Below are 21,237 nucleotides of genomic sequence, written 5' to 3'. Positions count from 1 at the left end.
TACATGTTTTTTATGTATTATTCAAGGAAAAGTTGATTTTTAATGTGTTAAAAGACAATGAATTGAGAAACTCACTGTCTTTTATATCTCTGTTTTTTAAGAAATTACACAAATTAGAAAAAGGTGTTTAATTCTTGTTTACCCAGTTCATAAATTCTACAAAAACATTATTCCAATGTCTTTTCTTTTTACCATCCACTAATTGTTCATTAAAACTATGATCTAAATTTGGATATACTTTAAATGTCAAGTTCTCTTTACCATTTCTAATAAACTCAACTGGAATCAAATAAGTCGACTCAATTGGTACAGACGTATCTTTTGCTCCCATTGCAACATATAGCGGAATATTAATCTGTAGTAAATTCTTAATCGGTGGTTCCGAAAAATTTACCCATCGCTTGTACGCGTGTCCGTACCATTTCTTATCTACTGCATCTTTATCATTCATCATTGCCTTGTATTGTGTAAATAATGAATCCATTTGTACTAAACCTTCTTCTTCGGTTAATTTACCTTGAAGAACGTCTTTTCTTATAAACAATGGAAAATCGTACAATTGAGAATTTCCACTTCCCGACCAAAAACCTATATGCGTAATTTTTGAGTTTAATGTTCCTAGTTTTGCTACAACATCACTTCCTTCAGAATGACCTATTACAACTATTTTCTTGGGCTTAGGAATGTAATTCTTCACAATATCATTGATAACTTTATCTACCTGTAATACTCTGTATTGTAATGATAGATTTACATGATAGGCATCAGAAGCTTTAAACTCTTCTTCTGAATCACTACAAAAAGGAATTCCTTTTTTTGAGATAATTACAAAAGCATAATCATTAGGAATCGATTCTACTTTAAATGGCATCGAACTTCCTCTATATTTTTTTCCTTTCTCAGTAAAAAACTCAAAAAAAGGTCGTGCTCCTGATCCGTGAATAAATACGAGTAAATTTTGCTTGCTTATTAATCCTCCTGGAGTAAATGCATGATAATTAATTGTATCATTGTGTTCAATTATTTTAAAATGCTCATACATTTTAAATTGATTACATTGTGAGTTTACTGAGATAGCAAAAACAAGCAAGTAACTAAATAACCAAAATTTCATAGCTTATTGTTCATTCTCTCTTCTAACTTCTTCTAAATTCTTAATAGATCGCTCCATTTCTAATTTTGCTCTTTCTAATCGTTCTTCTGCTCTGGAGATTAGACTAGCACTTCTACTTACATATTTTCGAGATTTGTAAGATGATATATAATCTTGTAAATCCTCTCCTAATTGCTTGATGATCGTATTAAATTTCCCTGTAGACAATTCTTTATTAACGTAAATAGACAGTCTATTCTGAGTTAAACTACATTCAAATAAAATTTCTCCTTCTTGCAAAATTTCCCATTCTAATCGATTATTTCTCTTTTTCATTTCAATACCATCTAAAGCTTTTACCAAAATGTCTTCTATTCCCTTTCTTTTTGAAGAATGAAATTTAGACCGAAACTTATAACTAGAGTTTGCATCAGACACACTAGTAGAACTGTTAACTCTTGAAGATGATGATGTTACTACTTCTGTTTGCGAAGAACCAGGTGTATTTGGTGTTGGTGGTGGTGTTGGTACTCTTGGAGTTTGTGCACAAGCCGCTAACGTAATAAAAATTAATCCTGTTGTTAATCTTACTAATTTCATATTGTATAGTTTTAAAATTTATACCTCAAAATTAGTTCGACAACACTCTAAAAACTAGTAATCTTAATTCGTTAACTTTCGATTAACCGTTAATGCTATACAATTAACTTTAGTTATCAAGAGACTTTGAATTCTAGTCCGATACCTCTAGAACTTTCAATACATATAGTGGTGTCTTTTTTGAAATATTTACGTAGTCTACTAATAAACACGTCCATACTTCTTCCTGAGAAATAATCTTCATTTTTCCATACCTCTTTTAAGATCTCTTCTCGTTTCAACATTTGATTTTTATGCTCGAATAAGAATAGTATTAGATTGGCTTCTTTTTCTGTTAGTTGTTGAATTTCATCTTGATAAATTAACTCTAAACGTCTTTGGTTAAAAGTATAGGCTCCAATTTCAATTGACTCTTCTTTGATGATTGTAGTTACAGAGTTATTAGCTCTTTTAATAATATTTTTTAATCGTAAAACCAACTCATCTGCATCAAAAGGCTTTACGATATAATCATCTGCTCCAAGTTTTAACCCTTTAATTTTATCTTCTTTTAATTTTCTTGCCGTTAGAAATACAAACGGAATTTCTGGATTCTCATTTATAATATCTTCTGCTAATGTAAAACCGTCTTTTTTTGGTATCATTACATCCAACACACAAATATCAAAGGCTGCTTGCTTAAATACGATAAGAGCTTCTTCACCGTCTTTAACCCAAGTAACTCTATAACCAGACATCTCTAAATATTGTTGTAGTAGGTTTCCAAAATCTACATCGTCTTCAGCTAACAAAACATGATTTTGTTTCATAGTTATAACTTATTTATAGGTAATACAATTGTGAATCTTGTTCCTTTACCTTTTTCACTATTTACAGATATGGAACCATTATGAGCTTTTAGAATTTGATGTGTATAATACAATCCTAATCCTAATCCTTTTACGTTGTGAACATCTTTGTTTTCTGCTCTAAAAAATTTATTAAAAATCAGTTTTTGATTCTTTTTAGAAATCCCAATACCATTATCATTAATTTCGAGATTCCAGTAATTGTTTTTCACAAAACTAGAAACCTTAATTTCTGTAGCTCCATACTTTACGGCATTCTCTAATATATTTACAATGGCTGTGGTAATGTAAAATTTATCCAAATTAAGAGTATTATTTTCCTCTGAAACATCTAAGTCTAACAAAATAGTTTCTTCATGCGCTATCTTAAAATCGTTTACTATTTCCGAAATAAGAGGAACACTTTTTACTGTTAGCTTATGTAATTCAAGATCTTGATAGCCTAAACTGTTATTTAGTACTTGATCTATTAATTTCTGTAAACGAAGGTTTTGTCGTTCAATAGTATTGATTGTATTTTCAATAACTGATGCATTATTATCTTCCTTCTTTAAGATTTTAGTAGCTAATGAAAGTGTAGATAACGGTGTTTTTAATTCGTGAGTAATATTATTGATGAAATCTGTTTTAATATCAGAGATTTTCTTTTGAGTGATTAAATTTTTAATTGAATAATAGAAAAGTGCTATGACGAAAATAAAGATGCAAAATGAAAAAAGTAATAGACTTCTCATTTCGTTTAAAATGATTTTCTTCCAATCGTCTATGTTAATATAGTTCGAGGTTTCAAAAATCAAATGATACTTAATCTTCTGTATTCGCCCTTGAACTCTTTCTTCAAATGTTCTGCTAGTTTCCCATGTAGAATTTCCAATTAGTAATTCCGGATTACTATCAAAACTATGACCTACTAATTTTAATGCCTTTCCGCTATTATTATTAAAAATTGTATCCGTTCGTAAACTATCAAGTATTACAAGGTCTTTTAGCTGTCTATGATATTTTAAATTGTAACCAATCTCTTTAAAATTAATTTCTTTCTCATATTCTTTTATAAACCTAGGATTTAATGAATCTGATATGTGTCTCAAACGATCTAACAATTCTTCCTTAGAAACTTTCTTCACATTGTATTTATCAAGATCTTTTATGAAAGTATCTGATATGGCATCGAAAATAGAATCAATAGGAGTACCATAGCTTCCTATTTTAGTAACTTGATCGTTTGCTTTATCTATAAAAGCTTCCTTCCTTAAATAATAGGTGTTTTTTATCAAATAAGCTTGAATAAACGAAAGTGCTATTAAGCCAAAAACAGAAGCTGTAATAAGAAGAATAATTTTTCTAGACATCTTTCAAAAATAAAACGAGTTTTTGACATTCCGAAACTCAACTTTCCCATTAACCTAGCATTAACATAAGAAGCATGCATATAAATTTACTATGTAAAGTATTTTTATCTAGCTTCTTTTTTGATTTAATATATTTGACCAAATACTATACATTAATCAATGCATCAAAATAAATCATATCATCCTTTTTTAATTCTTTTTACAGGCTTATCTGGAGCTGGAAAATCTACCATCGCTAATGCATTACAATCTAAATTAGAAACTGATGGCTTTTCTTCCTATTTGTTAGATGGAGATATATTAAGAAAAGGAATCAATAAGGATTTATCATTCTCTCCTGAAGACAGAAAAGAAAACTTACGAAGAATGGCTGAAATAGCCTCTTTATTTTTAGATGCAGGCTTTATAGTACTATCTGCATTTATTACTCCCTACAAAGAGAGTAGAAATGTTATTAAAGAAATAGTTGGGAAAGAAAACTACCTTGAAATTTTTGTAAATACAAGCTTGGATACTTGTATCAAAAGAGATGTAAAAGGGTTGTATGAAAAAGCAAAAAAAGGAGAAATAAAAAATATGACAGGAATTGATGCGCCTTATGAAGTTCCTGAAAATCCATTTTTAGAAATCAAGGAAGAGAACCCGCTCGAACAAACTATAGAACTTATATATACTGCTATTCAGAACAAACTGAAGGTTTAAGAAAATGCTGTGACAAAATTTGCTATGATATTTAAAAATTTAATTTTCAAACTAAAATGGAGACCTTACCAAGCCACGGTACTTGAAAACTTTGATAGCCATATTGAGGATAATCATTTTCATATTGTTGCTCCTCCTGGATCTGGTAAAACTATTTTAGGTATTGAAATTGTAAAGCGACTACATAAAAAAACATTGGTTTTGGCTCCTACATTAACAATCCGAAATCAGTGGGAAAATCGTTTGCAAACCTTTTTTACTGAGCATCAAAACTTTAAAAATTTTTCTTTTAATTTAAAAGAACCATCTGATATTACATTTTCAACGTATCAAGCTTTACACACCTTTTATAAAACTTTTGAAAAGGAAGAAGATTACTATACTTTTTTTAAGAAACATGAAATAGAAGTCTTGCTATTGGATGAAGCACATCATTTAAAAAATGCTTGGTGGAAATGTTTATACGACTTAAAAGAACAACATTTACAAACAGTAGTAGCATTAACCGCAACTCCGCCTTACGATAGCGATAAATCGGAAATTATAAAGTACTTTAAACTGTGTGGTGAAATTGATGATGAGATTGTTATACCTGATTTAGTGAAAGAGAAGAATTTGGCTCCTCATCAAGATTTAATATATCTTTCAAAACCTGAATCTGATGAGTCCATTTACATTACAAATTTTAAAGAAAAAATTAAAGAGTTTGTCTATTCTTTATTTCATGAAACCGAGTTTATAGAATTAATTAAAAATCATCGCTTCATAAAGTATACGGAAAGCTATCTTGAAGAAATATACAAAAACCCTGACTTTTTCTCTGCTCTGCTTATTTTCTTAAATGGATTAAAAATTGAAATTTCTCAAGACAAACTTCAACTTTTAGGTTTTGATGAAGCTGAAGATGTTGATTTCCCTGAAGTATCTTATGAATGGATAGAAAATTTACTAGAAGGCATATTAGTTACTGATAGAGAAAACCTCGAACAACATGAAGTGTACTTGGAAGCACTCGAAAAAAAACTGAGAAAACTTTCAGCCTTTAGCAAGAATAAAGTTTATCTAAATGGAAATGAAGAATTATTCAAATCGTTAAGTAATAGTCCGAGTAAATTAAAAAGCATTATTGATATTGTTCGTCAAGAACAAAAGAATTTACAGGAAGAGTTACGCTGTGTTATCCTAACTGATTATATAAGGAAAGAATACTTGAATATTCCAACCAGCAATATTAACTCAATCGATAAAATTGGAGTAATTCCAATATTTCTTCAGCTCAAAAATCAAGTTTTTTACCCTAAAGGTCTAGCTGTATTATCAGGTTCAATTGTTATTATTCATCAATCCTTAATTGAACAAATAGAGCAGATTGACAGCATTGAAGATTATAAGTTTTCTTACCTAGAATCGGATAGCAATTATGTGCTAGTAAGCAGTACTTCATCATCTTCAAAAAACACTGTAGAAGTAATTACTAAGTTATTTGAATTAGGACATATTAAGGTTTTAATAGGTACAAAATCGTTGTTAGGAGAAGGTTGGGATGCTCCGTCTATAAACAGTTTAGTTTTAGCTTCTTTTGTAGGTTCTTTTGTAACTTCAAATCAGATGAGAGGACGTGCCATACGCATAAATGCTAACAATCCTAATAAAGTTGGCTTAATATGGCATTTAGCATGTATTGATCCAACTGATCCGACTGGAGGAAAAGATCTTGAACTTTTATCTCGAAGATTTAATTCATTTTTAGGTGTTTCAAATAACGACAATAATACCATTCAAAATGGATTGTCTAGACTTAGTCTTCCTGAAGAGATTTTCGTTAATGATGTCGAAAGTTTAAATTTAAAAACCATTCTAGAATCTGAAAGAAGAGAAATCATCGCTTCAAAATGGCACACATCTATCTTTAACGGAAAAAAAATACATGATGAGATTACTTTAGTAAACCCCAAGAAAAAGGCTACAAAATCGACTAAATTAGATTATGTAAATGCTTTACTTTATAGTTTTAGTGAAATCTCATTAATCATTGGGATGCTAATAGTTTATTTCTCTTTGCTTTTTGTTATTGATGATCCTAAGATTATACAACTTCTTTACTTTTCAATTACTAGCATTTTTATTTGGGCTCTTTTTAGTATTCATAAAAACACACGTAGTTACCTAAAATACGGTTTATACGATACCCGAATTCATAAAATAGGACAAGCTGTTCTTGACACCTTACTAGAATTAAAGATAATTACAACACCAAAAAATAAACTAACTCTAAAAACTAAGTTAAAAGGAAAAGGAGAAGTTGGAATTACAATTTATGGCGCTAATAGATTTGAAAGCAAAACCTTTGTAAATGTTCTTAATGAAATATTACAACCAATTGGTAATCCTAAATATCTTTTAAAAGAGAATAAAAAATCTTGGATAACAAATAAGTTTACTAAACAAAAGTATACTGTTGTTCCTGAACTTTTTGGAGGCAATAAAAAAGACGCCAACGCTTTTCTTAAACATTGGAATATCCGAGTTGGAATAGTTAAGATGATTTACACCAGAAATCTAGAAGGCAGAAAACATTTGTTAAAAGCCCGTTTACAAAAAATTAGAATTCGAGATAAAGCTATTGTAAAGAAAAATGTAATTTGGAAATAAAGCTCCTTACACCCAAGTTTTAGGATTTGCTAAAACTTCAAGTAGCCTAGCTTCTTCTGTTCCTTCGACAGGAACATGGTCATATTTCCATTGTACAACTGGAGGTAAACTCATTAAAATACTCTCAATACGTCCGTTAGTTTTTAATCCAAATAAAGTACCTCTATCGTGTACTAAATTAAATTCTACATACCTACCTCTACGAACTTCTTGCCAATCTTTGTGCTCTTTTGTGTATTCTGTTTCTTTTCTTTTTGTTACAATAGGAACATAACTATTTAGAAAACTATTTCCAACTTCCGTTACAAAGTTATAACGGTCTTGCATAGAAAACTCCTTCGTTTCTTTTAAGTAGTCAAAAAACAATCCACCAACTCCTCTAGCTTCATTTCTATGAGCATTCCAAAAATAGTTATCACATGTTTCCTTGTATGTAAGATAAAAATCTTTATGATGCTTATCACAAGCTTCTTTACATACTGTATGAAAATGAATAGCATCCTCATCAAAAAGATAGTACGGTGTTAAATCTTGTCCTCCACCAAACCACTGAGTTACAATCTCTCCTTTTTCATTATACATTTCAAAATAACGCCAATTTGCATGTACAGTTGGTACGAATGGATTAACAGGATGCAATACTAAACTCAGACCACAAGCAAAAAAATTACCTGTTTCAACTTTAAACTGCTTTCTTAAAATTTCAGGTAATTCTCCATGTACAGCAGATATATTTACGCCTCCTTTTTCAAATACATTTCCGTTTTCAATTACACGAGTTCTTCCTCCTCCTCCTTCTGGTCTATCCCATAAATCTTCTCGAAAAGTAGCTTTTCCATCTATCTTTTCTAGTTCATTTGTTATGGTATCTTGTAACTGTTGAATGTATGCGTAAAATTGGTCTTTCATTCTTCTTTAATTGTTCGGCAAAAGTAATTATAATGAAGTTTTTTATTGAATTTTTTTCATAGTTTCTGTTGTTGCCGAAGTCACAGAAAATGGTAATACTAAAATTACTCCTACCACAGGAATCAATAAAAATAACATAAAGATTATTCCGTTACCGATGGCTGTACCTCTATGTCTTTTAACAAAAGTGATGCTATCCTTATAGTTATAGTGCCTTTCTAAAGTATAATCCATATTTCCAAAACCAGCATAATAAGCTTGAACAAGAAATAATAAAACAGAAGAAAAAAGACCTATTAAAGGAATAAGCCCCAAAATTAAAAGTAACACTGTTAACGATAACTCTCTCGTAATATTTCGTATACTAATTCGAATTCCTCTAGTTAAAGATTCTGAAAAAGTGATTTTTCTATGCGTATGTTGATCTCCATAAAAATGCTCTTCAATTTTTTGAGAAACTGGCCCCATAAAAGGAGAAGATAATGCTAAAACAATATGTTTATATAAAATAAATCCTATAGCAACAATAGCCACACCACTTAAAAAATTACCAATTGAAGTAAACGTTTCTTTGCCAAATTCCCAAGGCCAAATCTTAGCCACATAATAACCCAAATCATCAGATAAAAAATAGGTAATTGAACCTATGATAAGTGCAGCTATAGCACTAATAAGAATTGGAATAAAAAAATATTTCCAAAGTTTTAATTTATTAATGGTTTCAAATGCATCAAAATATGCTTTAATTGCGGTAATGGTTGATTGTATCATAGCTAAAAAATAAAAACCTCTTTCAAATGTAAGAAAGAGGTTTTATAATTAATATATTCTTTTGGATTAATTTAAAGCTTGCTTGATAAATTTTTCCAACTCAGAAATGTTAGTTTCATTAGCTTGTTCTCTAGTAACTGTTTTAGAAGGAATTGCTGCTCCTCTTTTTACATCAACAAACTTCTTGTTTTTATCTATTAAATAAGCCGTTGGATAATCTAATTTGTGAACAAATCCACTGATATCTAAATTACCTTGTTCAACCTTATCTAATTCTCCAGGAGGCACAAGTAAAACTCTAGAATCAACTTTTTCTTTAAACCTTCCTAACTTATCCTTTTTATCCCAAAAAATCATGATAAACTCAAAATCTTTATGATAAATATCAACAATTTCATTGATTGCTGGAATTTGTCCAATACATGGAGCAGACCAACCAGCAGCAGCTAAAATTACGATAGGCTTCTTAATATCTTTAGTACTAACAACTTTTCCTTCATCAGTTGTAAAGTCATAGTTCAACAAGTAACTATCTTTAATACATTTATCTATTAATTCTTCAGAAGACTTACCTGCACAACTGTTTACTGCCTGATTGTAGTATTTTTTTTGTGCAAATACGCTTGTAGCAAGAATAATTAACAGAAATGATACGAATCTTTTCATGGGAATTATTATTTAATTTTTTATTTATTCAACTTTGTACTCTTTAACGGCATCAATAAATGCTTTAGCGTTTTCAACAGGTATATTTGGTAAAATACCGTGCCCTAAGTTAACAATATATTTGTCCTTTCCAAAATTGTTGATCATTTCTGTGACCATTTTTTTTATTTCGGCTGGTGGAGAAAGTAATCTTGATGGATCAAAATTACCTTGTAACGTTACATTTCCACCGGTTAAATATCTTGCATTCCTTGGAGAACATGTCCAATCTACTCCTAAAGCCGACGCGTTCGATTTAGACATTTCTTGTAAAGCAAACCAACATCCCTTACCAAATGCTATTACCGGTGCGTCATTTTTTAATGCTTCGATAATTCTATTGATGTATTGCCATGAAAACTCTTGATAATCTGTTGGTGATAGCATTCCGCCCCAAGAATCAAAAATTTGAACAGCATCAACACCTGCTTTTACCTTTGCTTTTAAATAAGCAATTGTGGTATCCGTAATCTTCATTAACAATTGGTGTGCCAAAACTGGTTGTGTGAAACAAAATTCTTTTGCTTTATCAAAATTTTTAGAACCCTGTCCTTGTACCATATAACATAAAATAGTCCATGGAGAACCAGCAAAACCGATTAAAGGAATCTCGTTATTTAATTTTTCTTTAGTTGCTTTAATAGCCTCCATTACATAACCTAATTCCTCATTTACATCAGGAATAATTACCTTATCTAATGATTGCTTATCTCGAATTGGATTTGGTAAATATGGACCAAAATTAGGCTTCATTTCTACCTCAACATTCATGGCTTGAGGAACAACCAAGATATCTGAAAATAAAATAGCAGCATCCATTCCAAATCTTCGGATAGGTTGTACTGTAATTTCTGAGGCCAATTCTGGAGTTCTACAACGTGTAAAGAAATCATACTTTTCACGTATTTCCATGAACTCAGGTAAATATCTACCTGCTTGTCTCATCATCCACACTGGTGGTCTATCAACTGTTTCTCCTTTTAAGGCTCTTAAGAATAAATCGTTCTTTATCATTTTATTTCGTTACAAAAACTATCTTTTTGTTTGTTTTATTAATTACTATTATATCTATTGGTTGTGTAATTACTGTGGCAACCATGTCGTTTGAACTAGGACCTTTTTTAAGTACACTAAACATTAATTGGTCGTTTTCTTCTTGAGCCTTCTCTAGCTTAATCGAAAAACCACTCGTATTCCTTACACGGTCAACTGCAACAATTACATTATTTTTTGAAAAATCTATAGTTGAGTTAAATTGTCCTGATACGTTGTTTACACTATTCAGTTTTTCAAGAAATGTTTGCCAAGCTTCATTAGACTCTATTATCAAGTTTCCCTCTTCTAACCCCTCTTCTCCTGCTCCATTTAAAACACCTTGGTATACATTTACAACTGTACTTTCTTGATGTGACTGACTTACACTTTTATTTGAACAAGCCATAAGGAAAAGACTAAAAAATAAGGTAACAACTAACTTCATAATTTACGCTTCCATTTTAGAAACAGCTTCCATAGAGTTATCTATAGCCTTCTTAATTTTCTCAATGTCTTTCGAACTTAAAGCACTTGATAGAAACCAAGCTTCAAATTGAGATGGTGGTAAAAACACTCCATTTTTAATCATTTCCCAGAAAAACACAGCGAATTTCTTAGTATCTGAAGATTGTGCCTCTTCAAAATTAGTTACGTGTTTACTAGTGAAGAAAGGATTAATCATAGAACCAAATCTATTTACAGTCAACTCAACTCCATACTTTTGAGCAGAAGTCAATAAGCTTCTTTCAATTATGGCCGCAACTTTATCAAAAAACTCATACGGATTTTGCTTTTTCAACTCAGTTAATGTTGAGATTCCAGCTGCCATTGCAATCGGATTTCCACTCAACGTTCCTGCTTGGTACATACCTCCTAAAGGAGCTACATTCTCCATAATTTCATTTCTTGCACCATAAGCACCAACTGGAAAACCTCCTCCAATTACTTTACCTAAACATGTAATATCTGCTTCTACTCCTAATAATTCTTGAGCTCCTCCAAACTTAGAACGGAAACCTGTCATTACTTCATCAACAATTAATAAAGCTCCTTTTGATTCTAAAAATGCTTTTAACTCTTTTAAGAAATCATCCTGAGGAATTACAACTCCCATGTTACCTGCAACTGGTTCTAAAATTACACCGGCAATATCATCATGCTTTTCAAAATGTGCTTTTACACTATCTAAATCATTATAATTTGCTATAAGTGTATTTTTTACTGCTCCTTCTGGTACACCTTTACTTCCTGGTAAGCTTAACGTTGCTAAACCAGAACCTGCAGCAACTAGTAATGAGTCTTGGTGACCGTGATAACAACCTGCAAATTTTATAATTTTATCTTTACCAGTATATGCTCTAGCTAAACGAATTCCACTTAACACAGCCTCTGTACCTGAATTTACAAAACGAACCTTATCCATTCCTGGGAAAGCATCACAAACTATTTTAGCTAGTTTAATTTCATTTGCTGTAGAAGCTCCAAAAGAATATCCATTTTTTAAAGCTTTGGTAATTGCTTTTTGTACTTTTGGATGACGGTGACCTAAAATCATAGGCCCGTAAGACAATACTAAATCGATAAACGAATTCCCGTCTACGTCTTTAATTTTACTACCTTTTGCCTTTTCAATAAATAAAGGATTACCCCCTACAGATGCAAATGCTCTCACAGGAGAATTTACCGCCCCTACTAAATTTACTAATCCTTTGTTATATAATTTGTGTGATTTTTTGAATTCCATTTGTATTCTTTTCTCTTAAAACGAAAATAAATATGAAAAGTAATCAATTAATATGAATTACTTAACTTTCCTCTTAGTGATCTTATTTCTTTGATAATACTTTAGCTGCTTCTTTAGCAAAATAGGTAATGATGATATCAGCTCCCGCTCTTTTCATTGATAACAAACTTTCCATCATAACGCGCTCTCCATCAATCCAACCTTTTTCAGCAGCTGCTTTTACCATTGCATATTCACCACTTACATTGTAACAAGCTATTGGACGATCGAAATTATTTTTTAGATCTCTAATAATATCCAAATATGACAATGCAGGTTTTACCATTAAAATATCCGCTCCTTCTTCATCATCAAATGTAGCTTCTCTCTGAGCTTCATCTCTATTTGCTGGATCCATTTGATAGGTTCTTCTATCTCCGAATGACGGAGCTGAATCTGCCGCATCTCTAAACGGACCATAAAATGCAGAAGCATATTTTACAGAATATCCCATAATTGGCAAATTAGGATAACCAGCTGCATCTAAACTTTCACGAATCATTGCTATAGTTCCGTCCATCATTCCTGATGGCGCCACCATATCTACGCCAGCTTTGGCGTGAGAAATAACTTGTTTAGCTAAATTCAAAAGCGTTGCATCATTATCAACATCATGATCACACAATACACCACAATGTCCATGTGAAGTATACTCGCAAAAACAAACATCTGTAATTACATATAAACTAGGATAGTTCTTCTTGATAAAACGAATAGCCTGTTGCATAATTCCATTATCATTCCAAGTTTCGGTACCTACTTCATCTTTATTAGCAGGAATACCGAATAATAAAACTGCAGGAATATTCAATTCAACTAATTCATCTAATTCTTTAGATATTGTGTCTAATGAATATCTTTTAATTCCAGGCATAGATGGAATTTCTTTTTCAATTCCTTGTCCTTCTTCAATAAATAATGGGTATATAAAATCGTCGACTGAAAGTTTATTTTCTCTTACCAATCGACGAACGTTTTCTGTTTTTCTAAGTCTGCGTGTTCTAAACATATATCGGTTATGTTTTGTCTCTTCGAGCGCAGTCAAGACCAATTCTTAAAACCTCTTAACTGTACTCGAGGTGTATTATATTACTCTTTTACAAAATGTGTATTTACCAACTCGATAACACTTTCTACGGTAGGTAATTTGGCTGTTTTTACTTCTTTGAAATACTTAGCCGCTTCTTTTGCTGTAGTCTCACCAATACAAAATGCTAATTTATCAGCTTCATTCTCTTGCATATAACTCTCAACTGTAGATGGGCTGTAGAATAAAACTCCGTTTACTTTATCATCCACTTTTGCAGGACTATACATTGTTTTGTATGCTTCAATCTCATGAACTATGATGTTACTTTCTGATAATTTGGTTGGCAAAGTATCTAAACGTAAATCACTACAAAAATAGGTTACTTCTTTACCTTTAATCTCATTGGCTAAGTACTTCGCTAGTCTATCTGCATTTCGTTCTGAGTGAGCAACCTTACCTATCTTCTGTTCAATTAATTTTTTTGTTCTTCTTCCAACACAGTAAATATTCTTAAACTGTAATTCATCAGAAGAGAAATTATTCAACAAAGCTTCTACACCATTCTTACTTGTAAGAATTACATTCTCTATTCCTTCTTTAACAATTTTTGGTGCAATACGGTTATATCTAATTTTTATAAAATCACTATCCTCAACATGTACTTTTGTAGGAAGTAATTTCTTTTGCGCTTCAGATAATTTTTTGGTAGAAAAAATTGAAAATTCTTTTTCAATTCCTAAATCTTCCATAATGATAAGCTTCCCTCCTTTTTCAATGATATAATTTGCGCAATCTTTAGCTACAAATTTATGCTTACCAATAGGAACTTTCTTACTAACCTCTATTTTTTTCTTTCCGTCTCTGCTTAATAAAACTCCTTTAAAAACAAGCTCTTTATCAACTTCGTTTATATAAGCCAATGCTCCAATTGGTGCTGTACAACCTCCTTCTAAACGGTTTAAGAACTCTCTCTCTATGGTTGTACATGTTTCTGTATCAACATCGTTTAATTGATTACAAGCATCTAAAGAAAAATCATCTTCAGCTAATGCAGTAATCATAATAGCACCTTGTGCAGGAGCAGGAATCATCCAAGAAAGGTTTACAGCTCCACTTGGTCTTTTCCCTATTCGTTCTAATCCAGCAGCAGCAAAAATGGCTCCGTTCCACTCATTATCAATTACTTTTTGTAAACGAGTGTTTACGTTACCTCGTAAATCTTCAACTTTATGAGTTGGATATCTATTTAACCATTGCGCTTTTCTACGTAAACTACTAGTAGCAATAACACCTTCTGGTTGTGCCATAAACTCTTCATTATCCTTTAGCACCAAAATATCATTGTAGTTAGCGCGCTTTAAAACAGCAGCTTGAACAATTCCTTCTGGTAAAACTGTAGGGACGTCTTTCATTGAATGGACTGCGATATCTATATCACCATTTAACATTGCAATGTCTAAATTCTTAGTGAAAATTCCTGTAACACCTAGTTCGTACAAAGGTTTGTCTAAAACTATATCTCCTGTAGATTTTATTGGAACTATTTGAGTAGTGTACTCTAACTCTTCTAATAAGCTTTGAACTTTTTTAGCTTGCCATAAAGCTAACTCGCTATCACGAGTACCGATTCTAATGATTTTCTGCATCAATTGTTTCTAAATTTGTGCCAAACACCTTTGCCATTACTTCTATGCTTTGGCTTATTGAAGTTTCTTCAGTTTTTAAGTGCTTTACAAATTGTGTAGTTATTTTTTGAATGAATCTTGATGTAATTGCTTCTGCTTGATCTACATCAAAATTATTAATTTTCTTTTTATGAAAGTTGATTTCGTCTCGTTGAATTGCTTCAAGAGACTCTTTTAGCGCATTAATTGCTGGAGTAAAACGTCTATGGTTTAACCAATCATTAAACTCCTGTTTATGCTCTTCTATAATTTGCTTTGCAAATGGAATTTCTTGTTTACGAATTGCTAGAGTTTCATCAGTAACTTTAGATAATTCATCTACATTAACCAACTTTACATTTTCTAAGTTTTTAATACTTGGATCAACGTTGGCTGGAACTGACAAGTCTAAAATCAGTAAATTTCGATCTAATGGAATATTTTCTAAAGTAACAGTAGCCTCAGAAGCACCTGTAGAAACGATTAATACATCTGCATTGTCAATTTCTTCTGTTAAATTCTCTATTTTAGATTTGTTGATAAAAGGGTATTCTTTGATAAACTCATCTACCTTTTCCTCTGTTCGGTTTATTAGCGTTACTTGATTATTACGTGTGTATTCAGCTAAGTTTTTACAGGTATGTTTTCCCATTTTACCTAAACCGTACACTAATATATTCTTAGAATTGTAATCGTCTAAATTTTCAATTAAATATTGAACCGCTGCATAAGAAACTGACGTTGTTCCTGAACTTAGTTTCGTTTCATTTTTTACTCGTTTACTAGCCTGCATTACATTATTAAGCAAACGTTCTAAATATGCATTTGTAGTTCCGTGTTCTTTTGCAATTTTGAAAGCTGTTCTAAGCTGTCCTACAATTTCATAATCTCCCAATATTTGACTATCTAAACCAGTACCAATATTGAATAAATGCTGAATTGCTTCTTGGTTTTTGTGTACGTACGATATTTTCGCAAACTCTTCAACAGAACCATTTGAATGCTTACATAGCATACTAATTAATTGAAAAGGATGTTCTGCAAAACCAATTATTTCCGTTCTATTACATGTAGACAGTACAAAAACTCCGTCAAAACCGTTTGCTTTTGCTTCGTTTAACAATGCTATTTTACCATTCGCAGATAATGAAAACTTACCACGCGTTTGTGCATCAGCTTTTATATAGCTTACTCCAATACTGTAAAAATTCTTGTGCTTAGTATCTTCCAATATTCTTTTTTTACATAAAACCTCGACAAAAATAGAAAGATAGGTTATATAAAAATATCGCTAGAAGAACTTAAAATGTCGATTTTGGTTTTTATTCGTCATTTTTTCTAAAAACCACTGTTTTTCTTTATTTTTGTACTAGAATCAAGTATTACATGGTTATTTATCTAGAATAATTCTAAATAAAAACATCAAAACACAAAACAATATATAAATTGAAAAATATCGCTGGAAGCACTTTTTTAGAAACCAATCTTGAAAATGGTTTTCTGTTGCTAGAGTTCTCAAATGATACCATGGAATCTCAACGTTTTGAACGTGACATAGATAACTCTTTTATTCAATTACACTTTTGCATTCATGGTAATGCTAAGTTTCATTTTAATAATGGTAGTTACACTTTTGATGTTTTAGAAGAGCATTCAATTTTACTGTACAATCCTCAACAAGATTTACCTTTAAATTTAGAAATACAACCAAAAAGCTCATTGGTTTCTTTGCTAGTTTCAATTAAAAAATTCCACTCTTTATTTTCTAATGAAGCTGCTTACATACCTTTTTTAAGTAATGAAAATAAGAATAGGAAATACTATGATAATGCTACTATAAAACCTACGGTTTTAATTGTTTTAAAACAAATTTTAAACGCCAATGTAAATAGTAGTATTCGCAATTTGTATATCAAAGGAAAAATATACGAACTATTGAGTTTGCATTTTCAAAAAGATGAATCGATTGAAGGTGATTATTGTCCTTTTTTAGTGGATGAACGTGATGTTTCTAAAATTAGAAAAGCAAAGGATATTATTATTTCTAGAATGGCAGAACCTCCTACCCTTCAAGAATTATCTAACGAAACAGGTTTGAATTTAAAAAAGTTAAAAGAAGGATTTAAACAAGTTTACGGAGATACTGTTTACAGCTTTTTATTTGACTATAAAATGGAACATGCTCGAAAATTGTTAGAAAGTAATCAATACAATGTTAATGAAGTCGGACTGCAAGTTGGCTACAGTACCGCAAGTCATTTTATTGCTGCTTTTAAAAAGAAGTTTGGAACAACTCCAAAACAATATGTTTTATCTATAAACAGTTAAATGAAACAACTTACACATTACGAAATAGAGAATAATACTCAACAGTTTCCAATCAGCATTGTTTGCGATGCTATTAGAACACCCGAAAATATTGGAATGTGCTTTAGAATTGCGGAAAGTTTTGGAGTTTCTAAGATATACCTTCATGAAAGCTCTCCTTCGTTAGACAATCGAATTGTGAAAAAAACGGCAAGAAACACGCTTAATCAGATTGAATCTGAAACCTATGGCGATTTCAATTCGATAATTGAACAATTAAAGAAAGAAGGCAACACCATAGTTGGTATTGAAATTACTGATAAGAGTATAACAATTCAAGATTTTGATTTTAAAAATCATGATAAATTGGTGTTACTTTTGGGTAGTGAAAGAAATGGCATTGAAAATATTGATTTAGTTGATGCTACCGTGTCTATTCCTATGTATGGAAGAAATTCAAGCATGAATGTAATTCACAGTTTAGCTATTACTTTATACGAAGCGACAAATCAGATGAAATCGAAGTTAGAAGTTAGAAGTTAGAAGTTAGAAGTTAGAAGTTAGAAGTTAGAAGTTAGAAGTTAGAAGTTAGAAAATTATAATATTTGGCGATTGAGCGAAGTCGAAATCAAAAAATCTTTTTATCAAGTTATACTTAGATAAACAATTAAAAATGAAAAACATATTATTAGCAATTTTGTTTTTTACATTAAATCTTTATAGTCAAAATACTATTAAAGGTAAACTTCACACATCTGACAGCTTCAAAAAAGAATTTCCAATTATAAATGTTTCTGTAGATGGCTTTTCTGAAAAGACAACTATCAATACAAATGGTTTATTTGAATTAAATATTGAGAAACCCCAAACACAATACCTCTTAAACTTTTTCATCGGAGATAGTCTGGTTAAAACATATACATACAAAAATAATTGGACTAACAGAGCAAAACCTAAATCAATTTCATTCACTGAAAAATGCTCTATAACAGTAAAATCAGCAAGTAAAGACTGGAAAAATAACGATATCAAACTATACGTTTATCAAGATGATAAGTTGTTGGAAGAAGATATTAAATTCCAACAAAAATATAATTTTACATATATTTTAGTCAACAGGAAAGATTATGCAACTTACGATTGTTATAAAAACTATAACAAACGAGCTTTAAAATATTTAGTTCTTGAAAAAGAATTATCAATTAAACATTTAAACAAAAACACCATTGGTAAAAGCAAGTTTTCTCTTAACGACAAACCTTGTATTCAATAAACAATAAAAAATGAAAGGAGTTTTATTAGTTAATTTAGGGTCTCCTAACAGTACAGATCCTAAAGATGTAAAAAAATATTTAGACGAGTTTTTAATGGATCAACGTGTAATAGACGTTCCTTTTTGGTTACGTTCGTTTATTGTTAGAGGGATTATTTTAAATACTCGTCCGAAAAAATCGGCTGCTGCTTATAAAAAAATATGGTGGGACGAAGGTTCTCCTTTAATTGTTCTTTCTGAAAGATTACAAGCCAAAGTACAAGACAAAACTGATATTCCAGTTGGACTTGCTATGCGTTATGGTAATCCGTCTATAAAAAGTGGATTACAAGAGTTATACGATAAAGGTGTTAGAGACTTATTATTGGTTCCATTATACCCACAATTTGCCATGGCAACTACAGAAACAATTGTAGTATTAGCAGAAGAATTACGAAATGAATTCTTTTCAGATATGAAAATAACGGATGTTCCTGCTTTTTACAACAAACCAGAATATATCAAGGCTCTTTCAAACAGTATAAAAGATTATTTATCTGATAAAGAGTATGATCATATTATGTTCTCATATCACGGAGTTCCTGAACGCCATATTCGTAAATCGGATGTAACAAAATCGCATTGTAAAATTGACGGAAGTTGTTGTAATACTCCTTCAAAAGCTCATGAATTCTGCTATCGCCATCAATGTTTTCAAACTACAAAAAACGTTATGAATGAATTAGGTTTAGAGGAAGACAAAGTAACTACTACTTTCCAATCTCGTTTAGGAGTTGATCCTTGGTTACAACCTTATACTGATAGAACTTTAGTTAATAAAGCTGAAAAAGACGGTGTGAAAAAATTAGCAATAGTAACTCCGGCTTTCGTTTCTGATTGTTTGGAAACCCTAGAGGAAATTGCCATGGAAGGAAAAGAAGAATTTTTAGAAGCTGGCGGAGAAGAATTCCACACAGTTCCTTGTATTAATGATAACGACGAGTGGGTGGCTGTATTAGCAAAGTGGATTAATGAGTTTAAAGAAAGTTAATCATGGATTTTCTATACCTTAAATCACTTCATATCATCTTTGTTGTAACTTGGTTTGCTGGCCTATTTTACATCGTTCGCTTATTTATTTATCATGCAGAAGCAGAGAAAAAAGAAGAACCTGCTAAAGAGATTTTACAAACTCAATACAAGCTTATGGAAAAAAGGCTTTGGTATATTATTACATGGCCTTCTGCTATTTTGGCAAGTATTTTTGCGTTTTGGATGTTAATTGACAATCCCATTTATTTAGAAATGCCTTGGATGCATGTGAAATTGTCTTTTGTGTTAGCTTTATATTTTTACCATGGTAAATGTCATTCTATGTATAAGCAACTTCAAAGAGATGAAGTTAAATACAGTTCTTTAAAACTTCGAATTTGGAATGAAGTTGCCACCATTATCTTATTTGCTGTTGTATTTTTAGTCGTTCTTAAAAATGCCATTAACTGGATTTGGGGTGTTGTTGGTATTATTTTAGTCTCTGTTTTATTAATGATGAGTGTTCGATTATATAAAAAAATTAGAGCTAAAAAAAGCTGGGATACATACGAAAAAACTTTATTAGAAAAGAACAAAGAAGAAGACAATAATTTAAGTTAAATAACTATCTTTCGACTTTAATTTTTTATCCCCCTAATTATGAAACGATTTATTTTACTTTCTTTCGTTATTCTTTCCTTTATTTCTTGTTCTTCTGATGATAATTCAGACGATGGAACACAAAACCCAACACAAAATCAAGAACCAATTATTGGAACTTGGAACTTAGCTAAAGATAATGGATTTGATGTAAATGCCTGTACTGGTCAAAGTGAGTATGTTTTTACTAGTGATGGGAAATTTACTTTTACTGAGTATAGCACTGTTAATAATCAGTGTACTTTAAATTCTCAGAACTCTCATAATGGTGAGTGGACTAACAATAACGATGGAACCTATTATATTAAAAGACACGGTTATACTTCAGGTACAGATGCTCCAATAAGTTTTGATAATAACAATCAAGACATGATTATTGGAAGATATACTTGGGCTAGGCAATAATTTTGTTTAACTTATGTATTAACACAAAATACCTATAATTAAGAAACTCAGTAAAATTCACTACTAGCTAACAAACACTAAAGCAAACATCTGAAAAACAACAAGTTAAGATGTTGTTTTTTTTTGTTAAAAATTACGAAATTTCGCATTTTGTTTAAAACTACAAGGCTTTTGTGGAAAAGTAACACTTTAAGTAACAGCAAATAAGACCTATCTTTGGATTATCAAACAGAGGTTCAAAGACAGTCTCATTAGCTGTTCTAGAATGAGTTTAACATACTCAACTCAAAATGAAGTAAGTCTCTAAATTATATAGAGAAGAAAAGGATTGGTTTACATTCCATTAGTGTAAAACCAAAAACTCAAACTTCATTTTAAAGTCGATTGTTCCAGCAATCGACTTTTTTATTTTAATTACTAGCAAAGATAATTAACTA

At 31.0% G+C, this 21,237-nt stretch carries 21 protein-coding genes; 8 read left to right on the top strand and 13 right to left on the bottom strand.

From position 1 onward, the window contains the following. Positions 1–127: 127 nt before the first annotated feature. From EV195_RS09360 to EV195_RS09345, 4 genes are all read right to left on the bottom strand, one after another. Positions 128–1,114 carry a dienelactone hydrolase family protein gene (locus EV195_RS09360; RefSeq protein WP_132794688.1) on the bottom strand — a complete coding sequence of 329 codons (987 nt, stop codon included), beginning with the start codon at positions 1,112–1,114 and terminating at the stop codon, positions 128–130. A 3-nt stretch (positions 1,115–1,117) separates the two neighbouring features. Next, positions 1,118–1,693, bottom strand: coding sequence for a hypothetical protein (locus tag EV195_RS09355; RefSeq protein WP_132794687.1), 576 nt, complete (start codon positions 1,691–1,693; stop codon positions 1,118–1,120). Positions 1,694–1,809: 116 nt separating this feature from the next. After that, a complete protein-coding gene (locus EV195_RS09350; protein ID WP_132794686.1) occupies positions 1,810–2,502 on the bottom strand; it encodes a response regulator transcription factor in 693 nt (230 codons plus the stop codon). A 2-nt stretch (positions 2,503–2,504) separates the two neighbouring features. Continuing rightward, positions 2,505–3,893: a sensor histidine kinase gene (locus EV195_RS09345; protein WP_132794685.1), complete on the bottom strand. Its 1,389-nt coding sequence runs from the start codon at positions 3,891–3,893 to the stop codon at positions 2,505–2,507. A gap of 159 nt (positions 3,894–4,052) precedes the next feature. Here EV195_RS09345 and cysC point away from each other — a divergent pair, with 159 nt between their 5' ends. After that, positions 4,053–4,595, top strand: a complete 543-nt coding sequence (gene cysC, locus EV195_RS09340; RefSeq protein WP_132794684.1) for an adenylyl-sulfate kinase — start codon at positions 4,053–4,055, stop codon at positions 4,593–4,595. Positions 4,596–4,619: 24 nt separating this feature from the next. Next, positions 4,620–7,247 (top strand): DEAD/DEAH box helicase family protein, encoded by a 2,628-nt coding sequence (locus EV195_RS09335; protein ID WP_132794683.1) that lies wholly within the window; start codon positions 4,620–4,622, stop codon positions 7,245–7,247. 6 nt (positions 7,248–7,253) lie between these two features. Here the strand turns inward: EV195_RS09335 and hemF are convergent, their stop codons facing one another. The 9 genes from hemF to hemA all read right to left on the bottom strand — a co-directional run bounded on the left by hemF (position 7,254) and on the right by hemA (position 16,375). Then, positions 7,254–8,156: an oxygen-dependent coproporphyrinogen oxidase gene (gene hemF, locus EV195_RS09330; protein ID WP_132794682.1), complete on the bottom strand. Its 903-nt coding sequence runs from the start codon at positions 8,154–8,156 to the stop codon at positions 7,254–7,256. Positions 8,157–8,198: 42 nt separating this feature from the next. Next, positions 8,199–8,927 (bottom strand): EI24 domain-containing protein, encoded by a 729-nt coding sequence (locus EV195_RS09325; protein ID WP_132794681.1) that lies wholly within the window; start codon positions 8,925–8,927, stop codon positions 8,199–8,201. Positions 8,928–8,993: 66 nt separating this feature from the next. Beyond that, entirely contained in the window at positions 8,994–9,593 is a 600-nt protein-coding gene (locus EV195_RS09320) for a TlpA family protein disulfide reductase (RefSeq protein WP_132794680.1), read from the bottom strand. 24 nt (positions 9,594–9,617) lie between these two features. After that, positions 9,618–10,646, bottom strand: coding sequence for a uroporphyrinogen decarboxylase (gene hemE, locus EV195_RS09315; RefSeq protein WP_132794679.1), 1,029 nt, complete (start codon positions 10,644–10,646; stop codon positions 9,618–9,620). Position 10,647: 1 nt separating this feature from the next. After that, a complete protein-coding gene (locus EV195_RS09310) occupies positions 10,648–11,112 on the bottom strand; it encodes a protease complex subunit PrcB family protein (protein ID WP_132794678.1) in 465 nt (154 codons plus the stop codon). 3 nt (positions 11,113–11,115) lie between these two features. After that, positions 11,116–12,411, bottom strand: coding sequence for a glutamate-1-semialdehyde 2,1-aminomutase (hemL, locus tag EV195_RS09305; protein WP_132794677.1), 1,296 nt, complete (start codon positions 12,409–12,411; stop codon positions 11,116–11,118). An 82-nt stretch (positions 12,412–12,493) separates the two neighbouring features. Continuing rightward, the gene (gene hemB, locus EV195_RS09300) at positions 12,494–13,459 is read right to left on the bottom strand and encodes a porphobilinogen synthase (RefSeq protein ID WP_132794676.1); all 966 of its coding nucleotides are present in this window, start codon (positions 13,457–13,459) and stop codon (positions 12,494–12,496) included. 80 nt (positions 13,460–13,539) lie between these two features. Further along, positions 13,540–15,126: a hydroxymethylbilane synthase gene (hemC, locus tag EV195_RS09295; RefSeq protein WP_132794675.1), complete on the bottom strand. Its 1,587-nt coding sequence runs from the start codon at positions 15,124–15,126 to the stop codon at positions 13,540–13,542. Continuing rightward, positions 15,110–16,375: a glutamyl-tRNA reductase gene (gene hemA / locus EV195_RS09290; protein ID WP_394851309.1), complete on the bottom strand. Its 1,266-nt coding sequence runs from the start codon at positions 16,373–16,375 to the stop codon at positions 15,110–15,112. Before hemA ends, hemC begins: the two co-directional genes overlap by 17 nt. Positions 16,376–16,590: 215 nt before the next feature. Between hemA and EV195_RS09285 the strand changes: the two genes are divergently transcribed. The 6 genes from EV195_RS09285 to EV195_RS09260 all read left to right on the top strand — a co-directional run bounded on the left by EV195_RS09285 (position 16,591) and on the right by EV195_RS09260 (position 20,800). Continuing rightward, on the top strand, positions 16,591–17,472 hold the full coding sequence (locus EV195_RS09285; protein WP_243693096.1) for an AraC family transcriptional regulator: 882 nt from the start codon (positions 16,591–16,593) through the stop codon (positions 17,470–17,472). Next, entirely contained in the window at positions 17,473–17,994 is a 522-nt protein-coding gene (locus EV195_RS09280; protein ID WP_132794673.1) for a TrmH family RNA methyltransferase, read from the top strand. 130 nt (positions 17,995–18,124) lie between these two features. Further along, the gene (locus EV195_RS09275; RefSeq protein WP_132794672.1) at positions 18,125–18,724 is read left to right on the top strand and encodes an FEKKY domain-containing protein; all 600 of its coding nucleotides are present in this window, start codon (positions 18,125–18,127) and stop codon (positions 18,722–18,724) included. 10 nt (positions 18,725–18,734) lie between these two features. Then, positions 18,735–19,754, top strand: a complete 1,020-nt coding sequence (hemH, locus tag EV195_RS09270; protein ID WP_132794671.1) for a ferrochelatase — start codon at positions 18,735–18,737, stop codon at positions 19,752–19,754. A 2-nt stretch (positions 19,755–19,756) separates the two neighbouring features. Further along, positions 19,757–20,356 carry a CopD family protein gene (locus tag EV195_RS09265; RefSeq protein ID WP_132794670.1) on the top strand — a complete coding sequence of 200 codons (600 nt, stop codon included), beginning with the start codon at positions 19,757–19,759 and terminating at the stop codon, positions 20,354–20,356. A gap of 39 nt (positions 20,357–20,395) precedes the next feature. Then, on the top strand, positions 20,396–20,800 hold the full coding sequence (locus EV195_RS09260) for a lipocalin family protein (RefSeq protein WP_132794669.1): 405 nt from the start codon (positions 20,396–20,398) through the stop codon (positions 20,798–20,800). The last annotated feature ends 437 nt before the right edge of the window (positions 20,801–21,237 follow it).

The sequence above is a fragment of the Tenacibaculum skagerrakense genome (assembly GCF_004345825.1).
Lineage (GTDB): Bacteria > Bacteroidota > Bacteroidia > Flavobacteriales > Flavobacteriaceae > Polaribacter > Polaribacter skagerrakensis.
This window is presented reverse-complemented; position numbering and strand designations above follow the sequence as displayed.

What these genes read in the sequence shown, in the direction of transcription:
- hemH (WP_132794671.1), top strand. Translation starts at nt 18,735, where the DNA reads ATGAAAGGAGTTTTATTAGTTAATTTAGGGTCTCCTAACAGTACAGAT.
- EV195_RS09325 (WP_132794681.1), bottom strand. Translation starts at nt 8,927, where the DNA reads ATGATACAATCAACCATTACCGCAATTAAAGCATATTTTGATGCATTT.
- EV195_RS09345 (WP_132794685.1), bottom strand. Translation starts at nt 3,893, where the DNA reads ATGTCTAGAAAAATTATTCTTCTTATTACAGCTTCTGTTTTTGGCTTA.
- EV195_RS09260 (WP_132794669.1), top strand. Translation starts at nt 20,396, where the DNA reads ATGAAACGATTTATTTTACTTTCTTTCGTTATTCTTTCCTTTATTTCT.
- EV195_RS09265 (WP_132794670.1), top strand. Translation starts at nt 19,757, where the DNA reads ATGGATTTTCTATACCTTAAATCACTTCATATCATCTTTGTTGTAACT.
- cysC (WP_132794684.1), top strand. Translation starts at nt 4,053, where the DNA reads ATGCATCAAAATAAATCATATCATCCTTTTTTAATTCTTTTTACAGGC.
- EV195_RS09275 (WP_132794672.1), top strand. Translation starts at nt 18,125, where the DNA reads ATGAAAAACATATTATTAGCAATTTTGTTTTTTACATTAAATCTTTAT.
- EV195_RS09335 (WP_132794683.1), top strand. Translation starts at nt 4,620, where the DNA reads ATGATATTTAAAAATTTAATTTTCAAACTAAAATGGAGACCTTACCAA.
- EV195_RS09355 (WP_132794687.1), bottom strand. Translation starts at nt 1,693, where the DNA reads ATGAAATTAGTAAGATTAACAACAGGATTAATTTTTATTACGTTAGCG.
- EV195_RS09310 (WP_132794678.1), bottom strand. Translation starts at nt 11,112, where the DNA reads ATGAAGTTAGTTGTTACCTTATTTTTTAGTCTTTTCCTTATGGCTTGT.
- EV195_RS09320 (WP_132794680.1), bottom strand. Translation starts at nt 9,593, where the DNA reads ATGAAAAGATTCGTATCATTTCTGTTAATTATTCTTGCTACAAGCGTA.
- hemL (WP_132794677.1), bottom strand. Translation starts at nt 12,411, where the DNA reads ATGGAATTCAAAAAATCACACAAATTATATAACAAAGGATTAGTAAAT.
- EV195_RS09350 (WP_132794686.1), bottom strand. Translation starts at nt 2,502, where the DNA reads ATGAAACAAAATCATGTTTTGTTAGCTGAAGACGATGTAGATTTTGGA.
- hemB (WP_132794676.1), bottom strand. Translation starts at nt 13,459, where the DNA reads ATGTTTAGAACACGCAGACTTAGAAAAACAGAAAACGTTCGTCGATTG.
- EV195_RS09360 (WP_132794688.1), bottom strand. Translation starts at nt 1,114, where the DNA reads ATGAAATTTTGGTTATTTAGTTACTTGCTTGTTTTTGCTATCTCAGTA.
- hemE (WP_132794679.1), bottom strand. Translation starts at nt 10,646, where the DNA reads ATGATAAAGAACGATTTATTCTTAAGAGCCTTAAAAGGAGAAACAGTT.
- hemF (WP_132794682.1), bottom strand. Translation starts at nt 8,156, where the DNA reads ATGAAAGACCAATTTTACGCATACATTCAACAGTTACAAGATACCATA.
- hemC (WP_132794675.1), bottom strand. Translation starts at nt 15,126, where the DNA reads ATGCAGAAAATCATTAGAATCGGTACTCGTGATAGCGAGTTAGCTTTA.
- EV195_RS09280 (WP_132794673.1), top strand. Translation starts at nt 17,473, where the DNA reads ATGAAACAACTTACACATTACGAAATAGAGAATAATACTCAACAGTTT.